The sequence below is a fragment of the Mesorhizobium sp. M5C.F.Cr.IN.023.01.1.1 genome (assembly GCF_003997585.1).
GTDB lineage: Bacteria > Pseudomonadota > Alphaproteobacteria > Rhizobiales > Rhizobiaceae > Mesorhizobium > Mesorhizobium wenxiniae.
On sequence record NZ_RZSU01000253.1, the window covers coordinates 1 to 613 of the forward strand.

A 613-nucleotide genomic window follows, 5' to 3' on the forward strand; every position below is an offset into this window, starting at 1 on the left:
ACCGCCGCCGCCGTTGATGACGTTGGCGCCGGCATTGCCCTGGATGGTTTGGGCCAACTCGTTGCCGGTCAGGTTGATTGCCGTGGTGCCGGCGTCCTTCGTGGTGCCAAGGACTTCAATCGACGATCCGGCTGAGAGCGCATAACTCACAGAGGTCCACACCCTGTCTTGACCTTGGCCAGAGGACTCGGTCACCTTGTCGCCGGCACTGTCGACATAGTATTCGTCGTTGCCGCCAAGGCCGACCATCGTGTCGGCGCCGGCGGTTCCGTTTAGAGTGTTGGCGCCGGCATTTCCCTCGATGGTCTGGGCGGGGTCGTCGGATGGAGGCGTGCCAGAATCGCTAACTGGAGGCGTGTCAGAATCGCTGACTGGAGGCGTGCCAGAATCGCTGACTGGAGGCGTATCAGAATCGCTAACTGGAGGCGTGGCAGGATCGCTAACTGGAGGTGTGGCCGGGGCCTCATCCTGAAGATTGTGTTCCCGGAAGACGGCTTGCAGTTCCGGCGAGCTTTCAAGCGCGACGTCGCCTTCCTGCGAACCCCAGGCATAGGCAAAGTCGAATTCGGGCGACGGAACCAGTTCGTCCCAGTGGTCCATCATCGTCTGCAGC

Annotated in this window: 1 pseudogene; it reads right to left on the bottom strand. The window is 61.5% G+C overall.

Annotated elements, in window-relative coordinates:
- Positions 1 to 600 (bottom strand): annotated as a pseudogene (locus tag EOA78_RS35625) (calcium-binding protein); the annotation flags it as partial.
- Positions 601 to 613: the final 13 nt, after the last annotated feature.